23 protein-coding genes, 1 other RNA gene and 1 other annotated feature are annotated in these 23,846 nt (G+C 43.5%); of the genes, 7 read left to right on the top strand and 17 right to left on the bottom strand.

All coding sequences use genetic code 11. The annotated features are described in order from the left end of the window. Positions 1–155: 155 nt before the first annotated feature. Positions 156–1,130, bottom strand: coding sequence for a proline dehydrogenase family protein (locus GDZ68_RS05535; RefSeq protein ID WP_153721282.1), 975 nt, complete (start codon positions 1,128–1,130; stop codon positions 156–158). A gap of 88 nt (positions 1,131–1,218) precedes the next feature. Beyond that, on the bottom strand, positions 1,219–1,836 hold the full coding sequence (locus GDZ68_RS05540) for a DUF3298 and DUF4163 domain-containing protein (protein ID WP_153721283.1): 618 nt from the start codon (positions 1,834–1,836) through the stop codon (positions 1,219–1,221). A 120-nt stretch (positions 1,837–1,956) separates the two neighbouring features. On the opposite strand from GDZ68_RS05540, the gene GDZ68_RS05545 reads away from it, so the two are divergent. Continuing rightward, positions 1,957–2,334 (top strand): nucleotide excision repair endonuclease, encoded by a 378-nt coding sequence (locus GDZ68_RS05545; protein WP_153721284.1) that lies wholly within the window; start codon positions 1,957–1,959, stop codon positions 2,332–2,334. Positions 2,335–2,378: 44 nt separating this feature from the next. On the opposite strand, the gene GDZ68_RS05550 is transcribed toward GDZ68_RS05545, so the two are convergent. Together GDZ68_RS05550 and GDZ68_RS05555 are read right to left on the bottom strand one after the other, a co-directional pair. Next, entirely contained in the window at positions 2,379–2,729 is a 351-nt protein-coding gene (locus GDZ68_RS05550; RefSeq protein ID WP_194841069.1) for a YolD-like family protein, read from the bottom strand. A 106-nt stretch (positions 2,730–2,835) separates the two neighbouring features. After that, positions 2,836–4,548: a methyl-accepting chemotaxis protein gene (locus GDZ68_RS05555; protein ID WP_153721498.1), complete on the bottom strand. Its 1,713-nt coding sequence runs from the start codon at positions 4,546–4,548 to the stop codon at positions 2,836–2,838. Between the two features lie 230 nt (positions 4,549–4,778). Here GDZ68_RS05555 and GDZ68_RS05560 point away from each other — a divergent pair, with 230 nt between their 5' ends. Continuing rightward, entirely contained in the window at positions 4,779–5,204 is a 426-nt protein-coding gene (locus GDZ68_RS05560) for a MarR family winged helix-turn-helix transcriptional regulator (protein WP_153721286.1), read from the top strand. A gap of 78 nt (positions 5,205–5,282) precedes the next feature. Here GDZ68_RS05560 and GDZ68_RS05565 read toward each other — a convergent pair whose 3' ends face one another. Continuing rightward, positions 5,283–6,281 (bottom strand): EAL domain-containing protein, encoded by a 999-nt coding sequence (locus GDZ68_RS05565; protein ID WP_153721287.1) that lies wholly within the window; start codon positions 6,279–6,281, stop codon positions 5,283–5,285. Between the two features lie 315 nt (positions 6,282–6,596). Here GDZ68_RS05565 and GDZ68_RS05570 point away from each other — a divergent pair, with 315 nt between their 5' ends. Beyond that, entirely contained in the window at positions 6,597–7,010 is a 414-nt protein-coding gene (locus tag GDZ68_RS05570) for a DUF948 domain-containing protein (RefSeq protein ID WP_228551028.1), read from the top strand. 5 nt (positions 7,011–7,015) lie between these two features. Further along, positions 7,016–7,450 (top strand): DUF948 domain-containing protein, encoded by a 435-nt coding sequence (locus GDZ68_RS05575; protein WP_153721289.1) that lies wholly within the window; start codon positions 7,016–7,018, stop codon positions 7,448–7,450. A 91-nt stretch (positions 7,451–7,541) separates the two neighbouring features. Here the strand turns inward: GDZ68_RS05575 and GDZ68_RS05580 are convergent, their stop codons facing one another. The 3 genes from GDZ68_RS05580 to yhfH all read right to left on the bottom strand — a co-directional run bounded on the left by GDZ68_RS05580 (position 7,542) and on the right by yhfH (position 8,718). Next, complete coding sequence (locus GDZ68_RS05580) at positions 7,542–8,027, bottom strand: DUF948 domain-containing protein (RefSeq protein ID WP_330583159.1); 486 nt, start codon at positions 8,025–8,027, stop codon at positions 7,542–7,544. A 2-nt stretch (positions 8,028–8,029) separates the two neighbouring features. After that, positions 8,030–8,467: a DUF948 domain-containing protein gene (locus tag GDZ68_RS05585; protein WP_153721290.1), complete on the bottom strand. Its 438-nt coding sequence runs from the start codon at positions 8,465–8,467 to the stop codon at positions 8,030–8,032. A 122-nt stretch (positions 8,468–8,589) separates the two neighbouring features. After that, positions 8,590–8,718, bottom strand: a complete 129-nt coding sequence (gene yhfH, locus GDZ68_RS05590; RefSeq protein ID WP_153721291.1) for a protein YhfH — start codon at positions 8,716–8,718, stop codon at positions 8,590–8,592. 1,343 nt (positions 8,719–10,061) lie between these two features. Here yhfH and ilvA point away from each other — a divergent pair. Together ilvA and GDZ68_RS05600 are read left to right on the top strand one after the other, a co-directional pair. Next, positions 10,062–11,330 (top strand): threonine ammonia-lyase IlvA, encoded by a 1,269-nt coding sequence (gene ilvA / locus GDZ68_RS05595; RefSeq protein ID WP_153721292.1) that lies wholly within the window; start codon positions 10,062–10,064, stop codon positions 11,328–11,330. A gap of 196 nt (positions 11,331–11,526) precedes the next feature. Next, positions 11,527–12,069, top strand: coding sequence for a GDYXXLXY domain-containing protein (locus GDZ68_RS05600; RefSeq protein ID WP_194841071.1), 543 nt, complete (start codon positions 11,527–11,529; stop codon positions 12,067–12,069). 50 nt (positions 12,070–12,119) lie between these two features. Here the strand turns inward: GDZ68_RS05600 and GDZ68_RS05605 are convergent, their stop codons facing one another. The 5 genes from GDZ68_RS05605 to hisS all read right to left on the bottom strand — a co-directional run bounded on the left by GDZ68_RS05605 (position 12,120) and on the right by hisS (position 17,783). Then, positions 12,120–13,541, bottom strand: coding sequence for an NAD-dependent succinate-semialdehyde dehydrogenase (locus tag GDZ68_RS05605; RefSeq protein WP_153721294.1), 1,422 nt, complete (start codon positions 13,539–13,541; stop codon positions 12,120–12,122). Between the two features lie 12 nt (positions 13,542–13,553). Further along, positions 13,554–14,321: a tRNA threonylcarbamoyladenosine dehydratase gene (locus tag GDZ68_RS05610; protein ID WP_153721295.1), complete on the bottom strand. Its 768-nt coding sequence runs from the start codon at positions 14,319–14,321 to the stop codon at positions 13,554–13,556. A 136-nt stretch (positions 14,322–14,457) separates the two neighbouring features. Beyond that, positions 14,458–14,638, bottom strand: a non-coding RNA gene (ssrS, locus tag GDZ68_RS05615) — 6S RNA. A gap of 76 nt (positions 14,639–14,714) precedes the next feature. After that, positions 14,715–16,484 carry an aspartate--tRNA ligase gene (gene aspS / locus GDZ68_RS05620; RefSeq protein WP_153721296.1) on the bottom strand — a complete coding sequence of 590 codons (1,770 nt, stop codon included), beginning with the start codon at positions 16,482–16,484 and terminating at the stop codon, positions 14,715–14,717. A 36-nt stretch (positions 16,485–16,520) separates the two neighbouring features. Beyond that, on the bottom strand, positions 16,521–17,783 hold the full coding sequence (hisS, locus tag GDZ68_RS05625; RefSeq protein ID WP_153721297.1) for a histidine--tRNA ligase: 1,263 nt from the start codon (positions 17,781–17,783) through the stop codon (positions 16,521–16,523). Positions 17,784–17,862: 79 nt separating this feature from the next. After that, positions 17,863–18,083 (bottom strand) — a binding site (T-box leader). 116 nt (positions 18,084–18,199) lie between these two features. Here hisS and GDZ68_RS05630 point away from each other — a divergent pair. Beyond that, on the top strand, positions 18,200–19,735 hold the full coding sequence (locus GDZ68_RS05630; protein WP_153721298.1) for an SH3 domain-containing protein: 1,536 nt from the start codon (positions 18,200–18,202) through the stop codon (positions 19,733–19,735). 86 nt (positions 19,736–19,821) lie between these two features. On the opposite strand, the gene GDZ68_RS05635 is transcribed toward GDZ68_RS05630, so the two are convergent. The 4 genes from GDZ68_RS05635 to GDZ68_RS05650 all read right to left on the bottom strand — a co-directional run bounded on the left by GDZ68_RS05635 (position 19,822) and on the right by GDZ68_RS05650 (position 23,786). After that, positions 19,822–20,430, bottom strand: coding sequence for a protein kinase family protein (locus GDZ68_RS05635; RefSeq protein ID WP_153721299.1), 609 nt, complete (start codon positions 20,428–20,430; stop codon positions 19,822–19,824). 336 nt (positions 20,431–20,766) lie between these two features. Continuing rightward, positions 20,767–21,063, bottom strand: coding sequence for an antibiotic biosynthesis monooxygenase family protein (locus tag GDZ68_RS05640; RefSeq protein ID WP_153721300.1), 297 nt, complete (start codon positions 21,061–21,063; stop codon positions 20,767–20,769). 57 nt (positions 21,064–21,120) lie between these two features. Then, positions 21,121–21,567 (bottom strand): D-aminoacyl-tRNA deacylase, encoded by a 447-nt coding sequence (gene dtd / locus GDZ68_RS05645; RefSeq protein ID WP_153721301.1) that lies wholly within the window; start codon positions 21,565–21,567, stop codon positions 21,121–21,123. A gap of 20 nt (positions 21,568–21,587) precedes the next feature. Next, a complete protein-coding gene (locus GDZ68_RS05650; protein WP_153721302.1) occupies positions 21,588–23,786 on the bottom strand; it encodes a RelA/SpoT family protein in 2,199 nt (732 codons plus the stop codon). Between the last annotated feature and the right edge of the window lie 60 nt (positions 23,787–23,846).

Raw genomic sequence — 23,846 nt, forward strand, 5'->3', positions numbered from 1 at the left:
TTTTGCTGCCTTATAAACGTCTAGGACATATTTTAATCTAAGAATATTTTCCTTCATCATACCATACTGCACTTATTTTCCATTAAGATAATGTTTAATCAGTGGATTACACAGAAAAAGCATTGCCCGTATGCAATGCTTTTCTGCAGACTTTATTATTTCCCCCGCTTCGACAAGCGCCCAAGCAAGAATACCCCTGCCGCCAGACCAATCACGGTATTGGTCTTTCTAGTAAACACTTGCTTCGTCATCAGATTAATGTTCTGCGGACGTTCTGCCAGTCTGCGCATGAAATAGCCGTACCAATCCTCTCCGAACGGTACATAAGTACAGAATTTATAGCCTTCCTTAGCTAACGAAAGCTGCAGATCTTTACGGAATCCGTAGAGCATCTGGAACTCGAACTGATCATGCGGAATACCATATTCTTTTACAAAACCTTTCACATGGCCAATGATTTTGTCATCATGTGTGGCAATAGAGGTAAACGTTCCATGTAGAAGATGCCACTCGATGATCTTAATGAAATTCTCATCAATTTCTTGCTTTTGCTGATAGGCCACGGCAGGCGATTCCTTATAGGCGCCTTTCACCAGACGCATCCGTAAATCCCGATGAGCGCGTGTATCCTGTAATGCACGGTGAAAATAAGCTTGAATTACGGTCCCGATGTTTGTGCAGCCTTCTTCTGTCAGTTCATCAACTAGCCGGAACGTCGGCTCAAGCCTCGGATAGTTTTCCATATCCAAATTGACAAAGGTGCCATCACGGCCGGCTTGCTCCGCAATTTCTTTGATTTGTGCTTTGCAAAATTTATAATCAATGTCGAGGCCGAGCTGGGAAGGTTTTATGGAAAGGTGTGCATCCGCCTGTTGCTCACGGATGGCATCCACTACGGCCAAAATCTGTTCTTTCGCCGCAATGGCTTTGCCTTTGTCATAGACAAATTCACCTAAGTTATCAATCGTACAGGAGATACCGGCCTGATTCAGTTCTTTAACACTGTCCATCATTTCCGCAATATTGGTTCCTGCCACCACTTGCTGTGCACCGAGCTGTAAACCATAAGTTTGAGCGGCTCTGTTCAACAGCTGATTTTCCGATAACCCGATAAAGAAATTTCTCAGCATAAGTTCCACCTCTTTTGTATAATCTGTATATTCAAATTATAACATGAGCGATGCAACTATTCCTATAATTCATCTGCCGGATATTTTCTTATACCCCTATAAATGGCAGACTTCTGTCCGCAGGGCTGTTCGGTTTGATGATGTCCTGCAAGTCCAGCAGCGGAATCGGGAAATACGGGAAACCCTGTACATATGGGGAGATTTCATACAGCTGGAAATAGACGACGAGTGAAGTGTCGGCAATGTAGAAATCCTGGTCGGGACGAATTTTTGTGAATGGTTCGAGGACGGAAATTTCCCACTGCTGAATATGTCGCCGGATGTATTCTGAAATCCGCTGTACATAGGGGCTGCCCGGCTTGAACAGATCAGGCAGACTGTAACTTCTGCCTGTCTTTGTATCGAACGTCAAAGATTTGCAGTACGTCATGCCGTGTGCTCCCCCGGTAAATGAATACACAATGAGATTGATACTGAGAAGCCCTCTCTGGTTATTCTTCAGTTCGTACGAAGCAAGCAGCTCTACCAGACTTGGTTCATAATAATTGCCTTCAACAAGCAGTTTATTCATCTCTTTAAATATCATTTGATTGAGCTGCTGCATCATTTTTGATTCTTCCAGCTGCGTAATGACCGGATAATAAATATCCACTTTCGGTTTCGTGTTCTTCACATGATAGGTTTGAATAACGGCAGGCGATTTCATGGATTCATCCTTCCCAAGACATTTGTCTACTATATGCAGGGAACGGACGGAAAGTTTCTCGCTTTTTCAGCTGCCTTATGGTAGGATGGACCTTCAATCATATGAGGATGTGACGTAAAATTGATTACTATTAAATTGCCCGAACCAGCTGTGACAATCGTTCGCAGAAAACAGGAAATGACGTCTGAAGAGACACCGATCAAGCCGATTTATGGATTTATCGATTTCCATGAAATCCCGCGTGATAAAGGCGGACTTTTACTGTTCTTCAACCAAAGTGACGAGTTATTATTCGTAGGGAAAGCAAGAAAATTGCGCCCGCGTCTGAAAAAGCACTTTGAAGATACAGTTTCTCCAATGCGCAATCACCGAGAAGAAGTGGCGAAAATCTCTGCGATTCTTGTCGACGATCCAATGGAACGCGAAATCTACGAAACATATGTCATCAATACGGAGCACGCGAAGTATAATATCGAAAAAGCGTTCTACAAAGATTGAAGCTGTCTGCACTTTTGCAGATAGCTTTTTTATTTCATGAAATCCTATATACCTTCCGCATCTTTCGCCAGCTGTACGTCGATAATAGCAGGGACAGCAAGTTTGTCTTTGCCGAACGGATCGCTCAGCAGAATAGTGGAAGCTGAGGGGTTCAGCGCTTCGATGATGCCTTGATAGAAGTGCACCTTGCCTTCATGCCAAGTTTTGATTGCTACCTCGCATTTCCTTCGCCAAGCAGTTTCCAGCGTCTGCTGCATCGACTGCAATTCAAAATCCGTCAGCTCGGGCCGTTCGGTATACTGATCTTCCTGCTGCCAGTCCCGAAGTCTCTCCAAATGTTCAGGAAGCATCAGTGAAGTCCACTTCATGTTTCCACGGTCACGATTTCGATCCATACGAATCCCTCCCTTCAAAAGAGTATGTATGTTCGTTAGTATACAGAACATACATTCTTGTTGCAATGTAAAAAAAGACCATCGCGTCATAAGCGATGGCCTGTCATTACTTGGGCAAACGGAAAGAGCCTACAAAAACTTCCAGCTCATGTGCCATTTGATTGGTCTGATTGGAGCGATCCGAAATTTCTTCGATACTGGCCGTAGTTTCTTGAGCAGCTGCCGCTATATTATTTGTCATATCTTCAATATCGCGTACTGAATGTGTTAAGTTTTCTATTAGCTGTACCACTTCCGTCGATTTCTCAGCTTCCGATGTCATCAGCTTGGAGATGTTTTTAATTTCCTGTACCGTTTCTGCGACTGCAGAGGAAACATTGCTGAGTGATTGTGAAGTGAGCCGTACGGTTTCAGTACCTTTTGTAATATGCTTGGTGTTTTCCGAAGTAGAGGAAATTACCTGCTGAATGCGTTCGGAAATATCCTGCACCAGCTTCTCCACTTCAAGAACTTCCTGATTGGACTGTTCAGCCAGATTTCTGACTTCTTCCGCTACTACAGCGAAACCTTTTCCATGCTCTCCTGCACGTGCGGCTTCAATCGAAGCGTTAAGCGCAAGCAAATTCGTTTGTGCGGCAATGCCGGCAATTGAACCTGTAATATTTTGAATCTTCGTAGTGGATTCCACTAAGTTTTGTATCGTATCGCCGACTTCCTGAGAGCCTGTGCGAATTAACTCCATATCTCTGCTGATTTCATCCGCACGTTTTGCTCCTTCAAGCGCGATATTCATCGTTTCATTGGAATTGACCAGCATTGCGTCGGCATCTTCTTTTGTATTCCGAAGATCATTTGCTAAGCCGGACAAGATCGCTGTTGCATTCTCTGCATTCGTTGTACCGTCAGTTACTGCAGTTGCAACTTCTTCAATACTGTTTGCCACCATAGAAACCGCTTCGCGCATCTCGTGCAATGATCCGGACGTCTCGCCGGCATTTTCTGACAGCTTATGCGAAGTCGTATTCATTGTCGAAATCATTTCCTGCAGATTAACAGTCATACGGTTCAATGTGCGGGCCAAATCACCTACTTCATCATTCGAATGAACTTCTGTTGCAGCTACCGCTAAATCACCGTCCGCAATCTTTTTTGCCTGCTCAATTAAACTGGAAATCGGCTTCGTTTTGCGCCGGATCAGGAATCCTGTTCCTATTGATGCAAGCAGCATCGGGATAATACTGATCAGAATGCCGTCACGAACGACAGCCCATGTTCGATCTTTTACAATATTGGCATCGAAATCGATGACGCTTACTGCCACGACTTCTTTGCTGGTATCATGATCTTTATGAATCGGCGCATAGCCTGACAATCGTTTCATCCCGCCGAATTCATACGGCTGAGAATAGGTTGGATGATTGTGTTCGAGCAGTTCGTCAACGGCTTTTTTATCCATTTGGAAAGCATCGCCCGGTTTGAATCCTTTAGCGCTTAAATTATCATCCAGCGCAATCAGGTTGCCGTCTAAATCAAGGATATATTGTGTTTCGAATATATTTTTATGATCAGTCGTCCAATTCAAAGTTTGACCTATTTCCTTCTGTGTCTGCGCATCGCCCGCCAATGCTTTTTCCATATCATCGGGCCGGATTAAACCAGTGGTTATATTCGCACAGCCATACGCTTCAATCCCTGCTGCATCATATAATTTATCATAAGCAGTTTTATATGTAGCAAGAGAAGTGATCGCTAACATCACCACTAAGATACCAGCAATAATGGTACCGAGTTGAAATGTTAATGAATCCTTAAATTTCATCAAACCTTATGCCCACCTTTCACGTTCTTTTCATCTAGTTCATTTGTTGTCTCAATCATACGCTATCTATCTCGAATTAAAAAGCAGAAAATGAAAAACTCTATACTTTTGAATTGATATAATAAAAGTTTTATAGATTTTTGTCATACAAATGTTGTAATTGTTGTAATTGCTGTATGATGAATAATATATAAGCATAAAGTTTTCCGAATGAAAGGCAGGAGTCCGATTTGAAAGATAAACAAACTATTTTTAATTTACTGCATGTGATGGATCAAGTAACGAACAAAATGCTGATTCGTTTTCAACAGGAATCCGAACTGGCGCTGGGCATTTCGCATATTCTCGTTTTGCTGGAATTGCATAACAGCGGAGAGCAGCGGCCGTCTGATCTGGCAGAAGTGCTTGGCTATACCCCAGCTTCACTGACGCATTTATCCACTAAACTGATTAACAACCATTATATTACGACACGAAATGACGAAGAAGACAAACGGACAAAGTATTGGGAAATAACTCCGTTGGGGATAGAAGTCTTAGATAAGGCAAAAAAACACGGCCAAGCAGTACGTACCGAATTCTTCAGCCATCTGTCAGAAGACGAACAAAAAAACCTGCTACAGATTTACACGAAATTGAATGATACGTTTATTTGATTGATAAGTTTACATAGAAAAAAGGCTGCCTGCTTGGCGGCCTTTTTCAAACTAATTGAACTACAAGAACAGCAGCCGTCAAATGGAAATCTTCTTGAGCGGTACAGCGGACGGTTTCCCGAATAAATATCCCTGAAACAGCTGATAGCCTTTATTTTTAAGCCACTCAAAGTCAGCCGCTTCTTCAATGCCTTCTGCTAATGGCACAGAACCGATTGCCAGTGCTTTTTCAAGAAATTGTCCGGCAATCCGCTGCTTATCCACATCTTCTGCGATACCCTGTACATATTTAATATCCAGCTTCATATAATGCGGATTCAAGTAAGAAAGCACTTCTGCTGTATTGTAGCCTTCCCCGACATCATCAAGGGCATATTTGAATCCTCTGGAATGATAATACTTCAAAATGGTCTTCAAATGATCCAAGTCTTCCACTTTTTCCGATTCTACGACTTCAAAAATGAGACGATATGGATCGATTTCCAGTTTGTTGGCTAATTCAATCGTAGAGCGCAGACAAAATTCCGGCGCATAGATGGAAGTCGGCACAAAATTGATGAATGCCTTCTGCGTAATATGTTTTGCGTATCTAACTGCAGTCAGCCGGCACACCCGGTCCAGCGCGTACAATCTGCCGCGTGTTTTGGCAGCGGAAAAAATTTCTTTAGGATAAATGACGGTACCGTCTTTATGATAAAATCGTGCCAATAATTCATAGGCGTAAATTTCCAAATCCGCTGTGACAATCGGCTGGTAATGGCTAGTCAGCTGCTCGTCTTTAATGACCTGGTCAATCCATTGCTCTTCAACGACCTGCATAACTTCAGAAAAAGGACGCCACTCCGTCTGGTCAACCCGGAAATGAATGGTATCCATTTGTGCTGCATGATCTGTACAAAAGTCGTATAATTCTTTTATCGCCTGCTCTTTCACGTAATAGATCGAATCGGTTTGACGCACCAGCATATTGGCTCGTTTCAAATGCTTCTCCACCGATTGAATCAGTGCCTGCTGCTGACAATTTTTAAATGAAACTTCATATTCCAGGTCTATGACCCGGCAAGCATTACAAGGCATATCATTGCCCCCTTTTTCAATTTTAAGATGCAGTTGAATAACTGTTCTGCATAAAGACGGACAGGCTGTTTAGTCAGCGCTCAGTACTCTTACAATGTAAATTTTGAGTCCAACTTATATAAATGATAACATGATGTAAGTACTTTCCTCGCAGATTAACCTGTGTGCTTGATGATATTTAGCCAGCAGGTGTTTAGATTCCTTTCATTTGTGGAAAGACAAGGGTATAGAACGTCTATCGGCACTGGCAATTAGGCAGACGTTTTGTATAGTTAAGGTAAAGGTTTTTATTATGTGGAGGTGACGAGATTGAAGGTGCTCTTGTATATTAGTGCCATTGTTGCCGTAGCGGCTTTAGTAGTCATTGCAATTGCTATTATTAAAACGGCCAAAACGGTCAAAGAAGCGATGAAAGATGTAACAGACACCATGAAACGCGTAGAAGTGAAAGTGAGCGGCATCACGGACAAGACCGATCAGCTGATGAATCGGACGAATCAAATTACCGAGGATGCAAACGCTAAACTGCAGTCCGTAGATGGACTTGCCGCATCGGCTAAAGAACTGCGGGATTCAACAGAATACGTCCAGCACTCCTTGGCGAAGATGGCGGACCAGGTGGCTGCACCTCCTGGCAAGTATGCGAAATTGATGCAGCAGACAACCGTTTTATCTGAAGCGGCAGCGCGGATGTATTACAGCGCGAAGCAGCAGAAAGGAAAGAGGTGAACTGAATGGATTGGGTACTGGGCATTGGTGTCTTACTCATCGGTATTGCTCTTATTATAGTGGCAGTGGTGCTGATCAAGCCGCTCGGAAAATTAACCGAAGTGCTTGAAAGCGTAAAGAAAACTACTGACACCCTGCCATCAACGGTAGCGGACATTACCGGCCAGACACAGCAAATACTTCATACAAGCAATGAAACAATCAGTAATGTGAATAAACAGGTTTCTGAAGTCACACCTGTTTTCCAAATTGTCGGAGATGTCGGTGAAGCTTCACGTGAAGTCACAACAGCTGCACTTGACCGTTCTGTACGATTAAAGGAACGTGTAGGAAATGCAAGCGGGTTTGTTCAAGAAAAAGAATACAAAGGCCTCTATGGTCTGGTCACATTAGTATTTTATCTGATGCAGCAAAAGAAAGAACTAAAGAAATTTAAGTAATCAAAAAACACTTTCCGCATAAACGGGAAGTGTTTTTTCTTGGGAGAATAGAAAACGCACCCTGTGTAAATTCACAGGGTGCACTTCAAAATTAATAAGCGTTTTCGTCAGGAGCAGGAAGTTTTCGGGCTGAAGGTTTATGTTCATACTGCGTATCCGCAGACTCTTTACGTTTCTTAAAGAAATAATAGCCGAGCATTGCAGAGCCGTAAATACTGCCGAGTTTTTTATTCTGTTCCGACGTTGCGGTATGTTCTCCTTTTTGCTGAACAGATGAAGTCACATCGACTAGCGAAGAAGTCAGCGCTTGAGTGGATTCACCCAAATCACCCACCACTTGAAACAGCGGTGTTAAATTTTCAATTTTCGTATTCATATCTGCTAATGTATGATTACTGTTTTTAATTAAATTCCCCGTCTCATCTAAAATGCCGTTAAGCTGGCGGGGAAGTTCCCCTACTGTCTTGTCCACATCCTGTAAGATGTTTCCTACTTGTTGCAACACTTTAGAGAAATAAATCGCCAAAATGATAAAGGCGACACCGATTAAGATAACACCAATTCCTACGAGATCCATTTTCATACCTCATTTCCACCAGAATTTTTCGAACCTTCTTTTCCGCGTTTCCAAGAACGCAGCAGAGTCGAACCAAATTCCCCATATTGAATTGCCTGAATAAAAGGCCGGGTCCCGGGAAGCGATCCGTCTTCCTCAAACTGTCTTGTGCGTTTTGATACTTCCTCACTCAAATATTGAGTTGACCGTCCGACATTTTCAATTGTTGCGAACATGGGAGCTGCCGCATCCAATTTTACTTGGACATCTGCCGCCAGTTGCTCTGTTTCATTGAGCAGTCCATTTACATATTCCATACTGTGATCCAAATTCTCCTCCACCCGTTTCGCTGTGTGCGAGACTGTCAGCAGCAAATGAGAAGACTTTGTCAGCAGCAATGAGAGGTAAATAGCGACTATCAGAAAAGCGACCGCGATTAATAATACACCTGCATATGCCATGCATCGTGCCTCCTTTCGTAAAAGTGAGTATACCTTACTATTCTATACCACCCAGCGTTATTCTAAAACATCAGAAAAAACCTGCTTCTTCAATTTACGGAAGAAGCAGATCATTTTTAAACTTATTCTTCATGGCGTCCAACACAGCGCTCACATTCGTAGATTACTGATTCATGCTTCTCAGTGAACTTATCTCCGCACTCCGGGCATACTTTCTCCACGTTGTTTCTCATCTCATTATTCATTTTCATAATAAATTCCTCCATTCATATTGTTTGATTCACTGTACTGATACAGAATACGTTTGATTGATACTAATATATAACAGAGTGTATGGTTTTGTCACTACTTTTGGATAAAATCTATTATTTTGCGATAGAATCCAAAAGAGACGGATGAACGACGAAAATTTAGAATTAAACAAAAATTGAGAGCGCAATCAATCTGCACTCTCAAAGTTTAGTCCTTACATAAGTAAACCGTACACTATAACGGCTGCGATGATGACAAGAAAGACCACCAATACTGTCCATTGCGCATTATCCGGCTTTTCTGGTCTGCTGTCCCACTTCTGCATAGAGTAACGCTTCCTTTCTGGTTACAATACTTTGCTTCACTTTATAGTTTTCCCTTCACTTTTCAAATTAAACTCAGGAATTGATGTGTTTTCGTTGAAAAGTTATTCAATCATTTTAGTTCTTCACCAAAACAGGGTGCTTGGGAGGTAAGTGGAGAGAGACCGTTTCCCTGCGTTCCAGGCGGACGCGTGTCTTGCGGGCCCGCGGTGAGCCGACTTGGTCGCAAGTCGTCTCACCTGTCGGGCTGATCCTCCCGGAGTGGTTTTGCCGCGGGCTCACACGAAGTGAGTCATGCAACCGTTGCCGCAGGACGCGGCGTACTTAGGTTGCCTTCCACTTCGGTACACTGGCTGGTGTTTTAATACTTTTTGTGTGAGTAGGTAGTATGAGCATATTATTTAAGAATATAATGATAGTTGAGGTACTTCATGCAGTACTTATTATTCTGCAAAGGCTAAGATTCTTGTGATCAATGCGTTTGCAAAGTCAAGAAACTGGAACCACACCAATTAAATCTACACTGTGCAAAAAAATTACATGACATACATTCCCCACACCAGCGAAGGCGCAACTGCGGGATCGGCCGTGGCAGTGAGACTGCTGGCATGCTCTACGCCAGTAGGCTCACTGCGTAAGGCAATCCCCCAGCGCCGAAGCGAATTTAAACTGCAAACTCACACTCGCTTCAATCTTCCTGCAAAGTCGTGCAACAAAAACCGCACATACCAAATCCACACACTGCCAAACTGCATGATTTTCGCCATACGCACGTGACAGGTTTTCAAGAAAAGATTATGGCGCAAACCTGCTATTTTTAATGAAAATAGTAAATTTCATTAAATGAAAGCATTGAAAAAGCAGGAATACAAGTAACCGCTTACATATATTATTAAGTCAATATTTGCAAAAAAGTTAAAAAAATAAACGCGCAATTTAGAACTTTCTTATGTTCACAACGTTTTTTTCATGTTATTATGAGTAAACGTTAAATCGTTACGGAGGTTAGATGATTAATTATGAAGGTGAAAAGTATGGAATCCAAAAGTATTCAAGTAGAAGAAATTTTAATTGCTAACCAGCTGCTGAAAGATGTAGTAGCTCACACGCCGTTACAAAAGAATGAGCGTCTGTCGGAAAAGTATGATTGTCATGTGTATATTAAGCGTGAAGATCTGCAGCATGTTCGTTCTTTTAAATTGCGCGGCGCTTATTATAAGATGAAACGCATTGAAACAGAAGCACGCCAGGCAGGGATTGTATGTGCCAGTGCGGGAAATCATGCACAGGGCGTAGCATATGCTTGTGCACATCTCGATATTGACGGCAAGATCTTCATGCCCCAGACAACTCCTAAACAAAAAGTGAATATGGTGAAAATGTTCGGCCGCGACCGAATTGAAATTATTTTGGTCGGCGACACGTTTGATGACTGCTTTGAAAAAGCCATCGAATTGACGGATAAAGAGAAACGGATCTTTATTCACCCTTTCAATGACCGAGATATTATTGCCGGTCAAGCCACAGTGGCAGTTGAAGTGATGAACGATATTGAAGAGCCGATTGATTACGTTTTTGCAAGCATCGGCGGCGGTGGTCTCATGTCGGGAATCAGTACGTACATCAAAAACTTATCACCGCATACCCGCATGATTGGGGCAGAACCTGCAGGCGCAGCCAGTATGAAAGCTTCCATTGAAGCACAAAAAGTAGTACCGCTGTCTGCGATTGATAAATTCGTGGACGGAGCAGCAGTAAAATGCGTAGGCGATTTGAACTTCGATATCTGCAATCAATATGTCGAAAACATTGTCAGCGTTCCGGAAGGCAAAGTGTGCACCGCTATTTTGGATCTGTACAATGAGCACGCAATCATTGCAGAACCTGCCGGCGCACTCCCTATTGCAGCACTTGATTTCTATAAAAATGAAATTAAAGGCAAATGTGTAGTCTGTGTAATCAGCGGCGGTAACAATGATATCGGCAGAATGCAGGAGATAAAGGAAAAATCTATGATCTATGAAGGCCTCCTGTACTATTTCCTTGTCGATTTCCCGCAGCGTGCAGGCGCCCTGCGGCAATTCCTTGATACTGTGCTGGGCCCTGACGATGATATTACGATGTTTGAGTATACGAAGAAGAACAATAAGGAAAGCGGCCCTGGCTTAGTCGGCATAGAAATCAAGCGCAAAGAAGACTATAACGGCCTCATTGAACGAATGGAGCAAAATGGTTTTCCTTATAAAGAAGTGAATAAAGACAGCTCCTTGTTTGGGCTGTTAATCTAAATAGTATCGTTGGCAGGCGTCTGGTAGCATTGCATACCAGACGCTTTTTGTGTTCATTCATTTAGAGGATTTCGAGAGCATGTTTCCTGAATTATTTATTTGGGTAGTTAGATATTAAAACCTGTCAATTATGCACATGCTGTATTTACATAAGAAGCCTTCTTTTTATGAAATTTACAGAAAGGCGGTGACGCTGATGACTAATCGACATAAAAAGTTTAGTATAGCCGTACTCTTCATCATTCCCCTGCTGCTACTTGCAAGTATCGCGGTTCCTCACTTCACTACGCTTCAATCAGGAGCGGACGTCTATTTGCAGACTGAACCCATAACCAAAAAAGACGTGAATGAAAACTATATCTTCTTGCGCTATGAAGTGGAAAAAGTGCCCAAAGAGCGATTAACAGCCAATTTGGTGAATCAATTAAAGCAGCCAAAAGATTTAGGAATGACAAAGGTTTACGGTATATTGGAAAAACAGAATGGCGTGCATCAGCTCATTTCGTTAAGTGAAGAAGAACCGGCTGACGGTGTCTATCTATCAGGTTGGCTGCCCCAAACAACAGAGCGGGAATACCGGGAAATCGAACATTATGTAGTTAATTTTGGTCTTGATTACTTTTATGTACCGAAGAAAGGCCATCGAGTTGCAGCAGACAGCCAGACAACCGGCATCACAAAAGCTCATTTTAAAGTACTTAACGGCAGCGGAGTCATGCGCGGAGTAGAAATAAACTAAAAAGAAACAGGAAGGATGAGTTCAAGTACTCTTCCCTTCTGCTTCTTTTTTTATAATCCCAATGAAATATATTTTACTTCCAGATACTCGTCCATCCCCTGATGTCCGCCCTCGCGTCCCAGTCCGCTTTGTTTAAATCCGCCGAACGGTGCCTGCGGTGCGGATGGAAGACCGTCATTTAATCCGACGATTCCATACTCCAATGCTTCACAAATACGAATTCCTGCTGAAATATTCTCCGTGAATACGTATGCTGCGAGTCCATAATTCGAATCGTTCGCACGCTGAATCACTTCTTCTTCCGTTTCAAATGTCGCAATTGGCAGTACTGGGCCAAATGTTTCTTCTTTCATACAGAGCATATCATCGGTTACGTTCGCCAGGACAGTCGGCGGATAGAATAAACCATTCTTCAGTTCTCCTCCGATTGTTTCAACGTTCGCACCCTTGGATTTGGCGTCTTTTACATGTTCGCGTACCTTTTCTACCGCTGATTTATCAATCAACGGGCCGATTTCCACATTCTCTTCCAAACCATTGCCGACTTTCAGTTCATTTGTTTTCTTTAAGATTCGTTTAGTAAATTCTTCTGCCACAGAGGAATGAACATAAATTCGATTCGCACAGACGCATGTCTGTCCTGCATTACGGAATTTAGCTCCAATCACGCCATCTACTGCTTTATTCAAATCACTGTCTGCCATTACAATTGCCGGGGCATGCCCGCCCAGCTCCAATGAAATTTTCTTCATCGTATCGGCTGCGCCCTTCATCAGGAGCTTCCCGACTTCCGTTGACCCTGTGAATGTAAGTTTCCTAACACGTTCATCCTGTTGCCAGGCTTCTGCAATTTCGCCTGCACTTCCTGTCACGACATTGATGACGCCGTCAGGTATGCCTGCCTGCTGCGCAAGTTCGACTAAACGAATGGCGGTCAACGGAGTCTGCGAGGCTGGTTTTAATACGACTGTACAGCCTGCGGCAAGAGCGGGACCTGCTTTCCGTGTAATCATTGCTGCCGGGAAATTCCATGGTGTAATAGCAGCTACGACACCGACCGGCTGTTTATGAACGAATAAACGTTTTGAAGCAACAGCAGAAGGAATCGTCTCACCATAAATGCGCTTGCCTTCTTCTGCATACCAGGTGATAAAACCATTGGCATAGCGTATTTCACCAAGTGCTTCCGATAACGGTTTTCCCTGTTCCATTGTCATCGTCTTCGCCAGGCTGTCTTCTTGCTCTTCAATCAATGCTGACCACTTCATCAAATAAGCGCTGCGTTCGTAAGCGGATAACGCTGACCACTCTTTCAGTGCATGATAAGCTGCATCAACAGCCTGTGTTGCTTCACTTGCACCACCTTTAGGTACGGTTGCAATTTTTTCCCCTGTTGCCGGATTCACTACATCCATTATCGGCAAATCCGCCCCTGTACGTTTTCCGTTAATCAGTAACTCCATTGCCTCCATTATATCTCTCCTCTATTTTGCATCATTGACTCGTTCCACTGGTATATCCGCCACTATATCATTTAATACCCAACTGGCAAGAATCAAACCGGCAACAGACGGACAAAATGCATTGGACGCCGGCGGCATTTGTGCTTTTCGAATGGCGGCATCCGGATTCCCTACTGTTTCGACTACATCTTCCCGGATGACAATCGGGCTTTCATCGGAGAAAACGACGGGCACACCTTTTGTGATACCAAGCTTTTTTAAACGCAAGCGCATGACTTTCGCAAGAGGATCGGTATGTGTTTTAGAAATATCGGCAATTTGAAAACGAGTGGGATCCGTCTTATTTGCTGCACCCATGCAGGAAATCACTTTCACTCCGCGCTCTATACATTGCTGGATCAAATGGATTTTATAACTAATTGTGTCCGATGCATCGATGACGTAGTCCGGTTGATAAGAGAAAAACTCTTCTGCTGTCTCATCTGTATAGAACATATGCAGATCAATGACTTCACACTCTTTATTAATATCTGCGATTCTTTCCTTCATGACGCCTGACTTCGATTTGCCGACGGTCGACAGATAAGCGACTAATTGACGGTTGATATTGGTAATGTCGACAGTATCTTTGTCCACGAGGATGATGCGTCCGACGCCTGATCTTGCACAGGCTTCAGCTGCGAATGAACCGACTCCTCCTATACCGAGTATGGCTACTGTCTTGCCTTTCATTCTCTCAATTCCTTCTTTGCCGATGGCTAATTCATTCCTTGAAAATTGATGTAACATGGGGACCTCATCCTTTATGCTAGATTGTCTTTTCTCTATGGTAAATCACGACTGGCGATCAGTGCAACTAACTGCATTTATAGACGCAAAAAACCCTTCTGCACGAATGCAAAAGGGTATAAGTGTAAAGTAAAGAAAAAATCCCGACTGTGCCGTCTTTGGATATCGCTTTGAACCCGCTTATAGCAGGTGGGTGTCTTATCCGACTCTTTTGACGTCCCGTTTAAAGGCATGCCATCCAAGTTGGAATTGCAGACTCCCGACGATTTGATGTTGGGTCAAAACTGATTGGCAAATGACGAACACTTCAGGATTTCTACTAACTTCATCCTATCACACGCTATTTCATAATTCAATCAATTTGATGGCGTTGTTTTAAAAATGGTAGATTCCTCACTTTTTTGCGGTTTCAACTGCCACTTTAATCCCGAGTTCTTTCAGCTGTGCTTCATCAACCGCGCTAGGTGCTTCTGTCAATAAATCGCTTGCACTCGCGGTTTTAGGGAATGCAATGGTATCGCGCAAGTTGGTAGATCCCGCAAGCAGCATGACAATTCGATCTAGGCCAAATGCAATACCGCCGTGTGGAGGTGTTCCGTATTCGAACGCATCCAGCAAGAATCCAAATTGCTCTCTTGCCTGCTCGTCCGTGAAACCGAGTGCTTTAAACATTGCCTCCTGGACTTCACGCTGATAAATCCGCAAAGATCCTCCGCCGAGCTCATAGCCGTTCAACACTAAATCATAGGCCTGCGCTTTAACCGAAGCTGGATCTGAAGTTAATTGCTCCACATCAGAAGGCATTGTGAAAGGATGGTGTGCTGCATAATAGCGGCCATCTTCTTCATCATATTCGAATAAAGGCCAGTCTGTAACCCACAGGAAGTTGTATGCGGACTGATCAATAAGCTCCAAGTCTTTTCCTAGTTTCAAACGCAACGCGCCCAAAGAATCTGCAACAACTGATTTCTTATCCGCACCGAACAGGAATAAGTCGCCTACTTCACCTTGCCCGGCAGCTTTAAGCGCTTCTCCGATTTCACCGTCAAAGAATTTTGCAATCGGGCCGTTAAAGCCGTCTTCCGTTACTTTCAGCCAAGCCAATCCTTTTGCCCCGTATACTTTCGCATACTCGCCAAGCGCGTCGATATCTTTACGGGAATATTTCGCCGCCGCACCCTTCACATTAATCAGCTTTACCTGGCCACCAGTTTCAACAGCTCCTGCAAACACTTTGAATGAAGAATCCTTGACGATATCGGATACATCCGTCAATTCCATGCCAAATCGGGTATCCGGCTTATCTGAACCGAAACGGCTCATCGCTTCGTCGTATGGAAGGCGTTTAAACGGCGAAGGAATCTCAACACCTTTTACGTCTTTCATAATCTTGGTAATTAAACGTTCATTCAGCTCCAAAATATCTTCAATGGACATGAAGCTCATTTCCATATCAATTTGTGTGAATTCAGGCTGACGGTCTGCACGCAGGTCTTCATCGCGGAAACAGCGGGCAATTTGATAGTAGCGATCAAAGCCCGATACCATCAACAGCTGTTTGAACAGCTGAGGAGACTGCGGCAATGCATAGAATTCTCCTTCATGAACACGGCTTGGCACTAAGTAGTCACGTGCGCCTTCAGGTGTGGATTTTGTTAAAATCGGTGTTTCAACTTCGAGAAAACCTTCGTCATCCAAGAAATTACGCACTGTTTTCGTTATATCTGACCGCATTTTAAAAACACGTGCCAGTTCTGGGCGGCGAAGATCTAAATAACGGTATTTCAAACGCGTTTCTTCCCCTACATCTGTTTCATCTTCAATCGTAAATGGAGGGTTTTTCGCTTCATTGATTACTTTGACTTCTGTAACCTGTACTTCTATGGCACCAGTTTTCAGATTTTTATTCTTTGTTCTTTCTTCGCGCTCAATGACAAGGCCTTTAATTTCAATAACATATTCATTGCGTAATGTTTCTGCGATTTCCAATGCTTCTTTCGAGATATCCGGATTGAATACGGTCTGGACGATTCCTGCACGGTCACGGACATCAATGAAGATGAGTCCTCCTAGATCGCGGCGCTTTTGGACCCAGCCCTGTAACGTGACTTCCTGTCCGATTTGCTGTTCTGTTAAGTTTCCACAATAATGAGTGCGTTTCATGACGACTACACTACCTTTCCATTCTTTGTTGTTATATTATTTTTGAAGTTCTTCGAGCAATTGATCCAAAGCTACTTTCTTCTGCTGTCCGTCTGCCATATTTTTCAGCTGGACGACGTTTTCAGCTACTTCATCTTCGCCGATCACAATTACATAATCCGCATCCAGACGATCTGCAGACTTCATTTGCGCTTTCATTTTGCGGTCCATGTAATCCATTTCACTGCGCAGGCCGTTTTCTCTCAGTCTGCCTATCAGTTCAAAACCTGTTGTCCGCGCTTCTTCGCCTAATGTGACGATATAAACGTCGAGTGAAGGCTCATCTGTCCATGCTTTATCTTCTGCTTCGAGTGCAAGCAATAAACGCTCGAGACTCATAGCAAAGCCGATGCCCGGTGCCGCCGGTCCGCCGATTTCCTCAGCCAGTCCGTTATAGCGTCCGCCGCCGCATAATGTCGTAATGGCGCCGAATCCTTTTGATGTACTCATAATTTCAAAAGCGGTGTGATTATAATAATCCAGACCTCTTACAAGGTTCGGATCATATTCGTAAGCAATTCCTGCAATATCCAGATAACGTTTTACCTGTTCAAAATAAGCAGATGAGTCTTCATTTAGAAAATCAGCCAATGAAGGCGCCGTTTTCATTAATTGGTGCTCCCGGTCTACTTTACAGTCTAAAATACGCAATGGATTTTTCTCCAGACGATTTTGGCAGTCGCCGCAGAATTCTTCAATATGCGGGGAGAAGTGTGCAATCAGCGCTTCACGGTGTGCGTTTCGCGATTCTTTATCACCTAGCGAATTCAGAACGAGCTTAAAATCACTTAATCCGGCTTTTTTGTACACGTTCATCGCCAACTCGATCACTTCTGCATCTATTGCCGGATCGTCACTGCCGATTGCTTCAATGCCGAATTGCACGAACTGACGATAGCGACCAGCTTGCTGACGTTCGTAGCGGAACATCGGCCCCGTATAGTATAACTTTACAGGCTGATCTGCATAACCGAACATCTTATTCTCGACAAACGAACGAACAACTGCTGCTGTACCTTCAGGACGTAATGTCATCGAGCGATTTCCTTTGTCAGTGAAAGTGTACATTTCCTTTTGAACGATGTCCGTCGTATCTCCAACAGTCCGCTGGAATAATTCCGTCTGTTCGAAAATCGGAGTACGAATCTCTTTGTAGTTATAAACATCACAGATTGAACGGATAATTTTTTCAACACGCTGCCATTTCCAAGAAACATCAGGCAAAATATCCTGTGTTCCGCGGGGAACTTTAAAATTCATTTTTCCTAACTCCTTTCGTTGATCAGCTGATAGCGGGTATGCCTTCGAAAGAACACAAAAAAGCTCCCATCCCAAATAAAACAGGGACGAGAGCTTGCAGCTTCCGCGGTTCCACCCAAATTGACACAAACTGTGCCCACTCTAATCCGGATAACGGCCGGTTCCGTCCACGCCTACTGAATTCAGCATGAATCCCTCCATGGTGTTGTTCGCTTTACTGTTCTGTCAGGAAATTTCAGCCAAGTTCCCTGCTCTCTGTCCAGCCGTTTGTAAAGGTATTTTCCATATCATCGGTAAGTAGTTCGATTCGATTATTCACTATGTTAATCATTTCAGCTCAAACTGTCAACTTTTTTAATAAATTGTAGCGTTTCGCTTACAATGTTCGGTACAATACGAAGTATGGAGGTGACAGGGTGAAGAATAAGCGCTTTTATTCAATTTTATTTCTGGCAATCATTTTATTTTTCAGTAGTCTTCCAAGCGGCTACGCGGAGAAGATTACAGTAGATTCTCCTACACTGAATGTTCGCAGCGGTCCCGGACTTACCTATCCTGTAGTAGGTCAATTGTCGGATAAAGAAAGCCTGCAGGTTCTCGAAACGGAAGGTGACTGGCTGAAGATTAGGTTCGAGCAGCAGGAAGGCTGGGTTGCCAAGTGGTTGACAAGTTCAACTGATGCTTCCGAACAGCCGAAGGAAATCGTGTCGCAAGTCGATTCGCTCAATATCCGCTCAAGTCCATCCGTGCAATCTGCAGTAATCGGAAAAATGCGGGCAGGTGCTGTGGCTACAGCGACCGGACAAGAAGGCGACTGGGTTTCCATCACCTATGACGGCCGCGACGGCTGGGTATTTGCGGAATATGTATCTGAGACAAAGAAGGATTCTTTCAAGCCGGCAAATTCAGAAGAAAAGGTGGAGCAGCCGACTGCAGCGAAGGAAGTAACTAATCCCGATGAATTTACAGTTGCAGTGGAAACCCTGAATGTTCGTAAAAAAGCGACACAGCAATCAAAAAAAGTAACGCAGATTGCGAAAGGTGAAACTTACCCCGTAATCGAAACGGATGGAAACTGGGTGCAAATTCAACTGGACAAGAAGAAAACTGGCTGGGTTTATTCGTTCCACGGTCATCTTTCTTCCAAACAGCCGCAATCAGTTGCTGAAGACCAGGGTATCGTAACAATTCTGACAGATGGTACGAACCTGCGTGAGGAGCCTTCTACTTCTTCTTCCGTTGTATTCCGTGTGAATGCAGGTGAAAACTACCCGATAGTTACTAAACAGGATGACTGGTATGAAATTTCATTGCCTAACGGAAAGCAGGCATTTGTTGCAGATTGGGTGGTCACGACTACTGATCTCACTTCTCCAGATGCCAATAAGAGTAAAGAAACAGCGCGTGTTGAAGGCACGTTGAAAGGACTGACGATTGTAGTGGATCCCGGTCACGGCGGCCATGATCGGGGGACAACGGGTGCACGCGGGTCAATTGAGAAAGAGCTGACACTCGTTACCGCTGAACTTTTGGCGACAAAGCTTCAAAATGCCGGTGCAGAAGTCATTTTGACGCGTAATTCCGATACATATGTTTTACTTGGCGCACGTGCTTCCATTGCACAGTACCATGATGCAGACGCATTTATTAGTATACATTATGACGCGCACGTCGATCCATCGATTGCAGGCTTCACGAGCTATTACACTCGTTCTGAACAGCAGCCGCTGGCAGAGGCCGTCAATAGAGGGCTGGCTTCTAATGTCTCCCTGCGTGATCGCGGTGCGCAATTTGGCGATTTCCATGTTCTTCGCGAAAACAATCGAATCGGTGTACTCGTAGAACTCGGCTATTTGTCGAATTACAATGAAGAACGTCAAATCACAACGGATCGATTCCGTGAACAGGCAACATACGGTATTTACCAGGGACTGCTGGATTATTTTAATTGAAATAAAAAAGAGGCTGCTAGTTCAAAATTGAACTAGCAGTCTTTTCGATATACAGTGCACGGGTTGTCAATCCCGTAAATTATATCTCATAATCGGTAATTTGGAATGAGACCCCTTTTATAAAGTGAGGCCAGGATATTCAAAAATGATGCAGGGACTTTCTTCAAAAAGAAACGTTTTCGATAAAATTGCCGATGTGCTTTTTTTAGATTACTCCATTGTCTGCATTTTTTCATTTGTCTGTATCGGGCAACGTCAATAAGCTTGATGTTTCCGTCGGATGTAATGAAAATATTACGCAAGTGAATATCAGAAGGATTTAACCCCGCAGCCGAGGCCAATGAAAGTGCATAGTCAATTTCTTTAATATGATCTGCTGTTATAACTACTCCATAGGTCATACATTCAAAAAGTGTATAACCCTCGATATAATCCATGATAATATAGTTCGATCCCGTTTCGTAAATAGAGGGAAAGTAATGAATGCCTTGAAGCGATTGATAAATTTCAGCTTCTTCTATAGAAATATATGCCAGATTGGGAAAGAACACTTTCATTGCCTTATTTGTTGATGTAACTTTGAAAACAAATGCACTCCTGCCTGTTCCGATAAGGCGCAAGGATTTATCGCAGCTGACGAGGCGGTTTTCCTTGTCGATGATGACTGAATTTGCAAGTTCCAAATAAGAATTCAAAAGATAACCTCCAGGTAATATTAAAATAAAAAAGACATTATAACCAATCTATGGTTATAACGTCTCAGAAAATATAAAAGAGACCTCACCAAATAATTGGTAAGGTCTCGCAAACAACAAAAGGTTGCCAGTAAGGCCGAGGATTTGCATCCTGTATTGACGACTTTTACTGTAACAGCTACTCCCCTTAGCGGAAGTTGAATATATCAATTTATAGGTTTACTATAAATTTAAACAGCGTGGATGTCAAATATAAAGGGTATAGAGTTCCATATCAGCGCAGAGAAAACTTCAACTGAATATCTCTCATCCTGCAATTGCGGAGATTCCTAATAATTACATCAGACTGACAGTTTGAAAATGTTCAACGACAGGAAAAGGATCATAAAAGTGATGCAAGAGACTTTTCCATTCTTTGTATTCTGCGGACTGACGGAATCCAATTGTGTGATCCTCAATACTTTCCCATCTCACTAAAAGTAAATACTTCCCCTCAGTTTCCATGCATCTTTGCAATTCATGAGATATGTACCCTATCCTCGAAGAAATAATAGTTGATGCCTCGCGAAAAGCCTCTTCAAATTCCTTCTCCATTCCTTCTTTCACCTGCAGCATTGCACCTTCAAGAATCATTGGAAAACCTCCTTCAGTATGAATGAAAATAAAAAGCACCGGGAATACCGGTGCTCGTTATGCTTGCGGCGATTCAATCATCAATGTAACAGGTCCGTCGTTCGTTAACTGGACGTCCATCATGGCACCGAACTCTCCTGTCTCCACTTGCAGTCCCTGCCCGCGAAGCTGCTCATTGAAGAACTTCCATAAAGGTTCGGCCTGATCGGGGCGTGCCGCCTGAATGAAGCTCGGACGTCTGCCTTTTTGGACGTTACCGTACAAGGTAAACTGGGAGACGGATAAAATACTGCCTTCCACTTCGGCAATTGAACGGTTCATTTTGCCGTCCTCATCTTCATAAATGCGCAGCCCTGCAATCTTCTTTGCGATATAGGCAGCGTCTTGTTCAGTATCTTCATGTGTAATTCCGACTAGCAATACATAGCCTTTGGCGATCGAGCCGATGATTTCTCCATCTACAACGACGGAGGCATCTTTCGCCCGCTGTAATAATACCCGCATAGCTCCGTCTCCTTTTCGTATTAATTCATTACTCGTTCTACGGAGTAAACGTCCTTAATCTGTTTGATTTTCTCAACGGTACGCTGCAGATGGGTAATATTTTTAATCTTAATAGACATATGAATATGCGCAATGTCATCTTTATCTGCTTTACCGCTGACTGCAATAATTGGTGTTGACATATCTGCCACTACCATCATTACTTCATTCAGCAGGCCTTGACGGTCGAACGCGGAAATTTCAATATCGACCTGGAACTCTTTACGGCTTGCTTCATCCGGCATCGCCCATTTCACGTCGATCAGCCGTTCGCTCTCTCCGCCTTCAGAAAGAATATTCGTACAGTCTGTCCGATGTACGGAAACACCCCGGCCTCTTGTAATGAAACCAACGATTTCATCGCCGGGTACAGGATTGCAGCATTTTGAAATACGAATCAGCATATTGTCGATATCTTTAACGATGACACCGGATTCCGTTTGTTTATCCGGCTGAGGAGTTTTCATATCAGAAACAATCTTATCAAGCGTTTCCTGCTTTTCACGCTCTCTGCGCAGACGTTCAGCCAGCCGGTTAACGACCTGCTGAGCAGTAATGCCGCCCGAACCTACAGCAGCATACATATCTTCCTCAGACGCAAAGCTGAACTTATCAATTGTACGCTGGATATTTGCTTGATTCAGCGCTTCCTTTGCATCATAATCCTGTGACTTCAGTTCTTTCTCGACCATTTCACTGCCTTTGATAATGTTTTCATCGCGCAGCTGTTTCTTGAAATACTGACGGATTTTATTTTTCGCCTGAGACGTATGGGCGATTTTCAGCCAGTCGCGGCTCGGACCGAATGACTGCTTGGACGTCAGAATTTCTACGATATCCCCTGTCTCTAGGGATGAATCCAACGGGACAATCTTGCCATTCACTTTGGCGCCCGTTGTTCGATTCCCCACTTCCGAGTGAACCCGATAAGCAAAGTCAATCGGCACAGATCCTGTTGGAAGTTCCACTACATCGCCGTTTGGCGTAAATACATAAACCATATCCGAAAATAAATCGAACTTCAGTGATTCCATGAATTCCTGTGCATTCGAGGACTCATTTTGAATTTCCAGAATCTCACGGAACCAGGTTAATTTTGAATCGATGTCATTCGAAGGATTAGCCATTTTCTTTCCTTCTTTATATGCCCAGTGTGCAGCAACCCCAAATTCGGAAATTCTGTGCATTTCTTCCGTACGAATCTGCACTTCTAACGGATCACCTGCAGGACCGACAACCGTCGTATGGATGGACTGATATAAATTCTGCTTCGGCATCGCGATATAATCTTTAAAACGCCCGGGCATCGGCTTCCACAGTGTGTGGATTATACCAAGCGCCGCATAGCAGTCTTTAATGCTTTTGACGACAATGCGTACAGCCAGTAAGTCATATATTTCAGTAAATTCTTTCTTTTGAATGACCATTTTCTGATAGATGGAATAGAGATGTTTTGGTCTGCCGTGCATTTCTGCTTCAATGCCCATTTTATCCAGTTCGACACGCATCTGCTCCATAACATCTTTCAGATACTGTTCACGTTCCGTCCGCTTTTGCTTCATCAGATTGACGATGCGGTAATATTGCTGGGGATTTGAGTAACGCAGCGCAATATCTTCAAGTTCCCATTTGATTGTGGAAATACCAAGACGATGTGCAAGCGGAGAGAAGATTTCCAACGTTTCTTCAGACACACGGCGCTGTTTTGCAGCCGGCACGTGCTTCAGCGTACGCATATTATGCAGACGGTCTGCAAGCTTAATTAAAATGACCCGGATATCCTGAGCCATCGCAATGAACATTTTTCTATGGTTTTCTGCCTGTTTTTCTTCATTAGACTTGAATTTCAGTTTATCCAGCTTAGTGACACCGTCTACGAGCATCGCCACTTCGTCCCCAAAGTCGCGGATGATGTCTTCCCGGCTTACTTCTGTATCTTCCACTACATCGTGCAGAAAGCCTGCAGCGACAGTTTCAGGATCCATTTGCAGTTCAGCCAGGATGCCAGCCACTTGAATCGGATGGTTGATGTATGGCTCACCTGAACTTCTAAACTGTCCTTCATGCGAAGTTTTCGCCACTTCAAATGCTTTCTTAATAAAGTCGACGTGTTCTTCGTTCATGTATTTGGCGACAAGCTCAAATATATCTTGCTCTGTCACGTCTTGATTCTTCGCCATTCTCTTACCCCTTTCAACCTGTTCCGAAGTTCTGATTATTTATTACTATACTATGTATTT

Source organism: Sporosarcina cascadiensis, assembly GCF_009650995.1.
GTDB classification, from domain to species: Bacteria; Bacillota; Bacilli; order Bacillales_A; family Planococcaceae; genus Sporosarcina; species Sporosarcina cascadiensis.